Annotated in this window: 1 protein-coding gene and 1 pseudogene; both read right to left on the bottom strand. The window is 64.7% G+C overall.

Annotation, left to right across the window (positions count from 1 at the left end; genetic code table 11):
• Positions 1–169: 169 nt before the first annotated feature.
• A complete protein-coding gene (locus EN884_RS37880; protein ID WP_244506945.1) occupies positions 170–403 on the bottom strand; it encodes a DUF982 domain-containing protein in 234 nt (77 codons plus the stop codon).
• A gap of 113 nt (positions 404–516) precedes the next feature.
• Positions 517–612: pseudogene (locus tag EN884_RS40015) on the bottom strand (GntR family transcriptional regulator); the annotation flags it as partial.

The raw sequence follows: 612 nt of genomic DNA on the forward strand, positions 1-612 counted from the left end.
GAAGGCGGCCAAGAAGGCCGAGAAGCTGGCAGCCAAGGTTGCAGCGAGGGAACGTTCGAAGCCCGAAGACGAGACTGAAGCCGAAACCGAAACGGCAAAGTGACGGCAAAAGGCCCGCAGATGCGGGCCGTGCCTCAATCCGGATTGCCGCCTCGGATGTCGCCTTGTGTCAGGCCGGCGCCTTGTCGCTGACAAAGACGTCCACTTCGCGCGCCGCCGCAATGAAGGCGCGCCTGGCGTTCATCGCCGGCTTGTCGCCGGCGAGTGCGTCATGGCAGGCCTGCAGGGCCGCGCGATGCTTGGGGCTGCGCTTGCCGGGCCAGCTGTTGAGGAGGTAGTCGGAAGCCTCACGCGCCGTGCGCAAGAGCTGAGTGCTTCCCGCCGCGACTGACTTCACAGTCACAGGTGTTTCAAATCGGTTGTTTTCCATCGCCGCTCCTTACGCCATCGGCGTCTGCGAAGCGAGGGCGAAAGTGCGCACACGTCCAGACGCCGCTTTGCGCCCCTTCATCCACCTTAAGCAGCAACGACGGCAAAGCCTCTGGCGCGAAGACCGCGCCGATCGTTGGCGAGCGACGTCACCAGCCGGTCGCGGCTGCCGACAATGTGGAC

This window comes from Mesorhizobium sp. M7A.F.Ca.AU.001.01.1.1, assembly GCF_004022735.1.
GTDB lineage: Bacteria > Pseudomonadota > Alphaproteobacteria > Rhizobiales > Rhizobiaceae > Mesorhizobium > Mesorhizobium ciceri.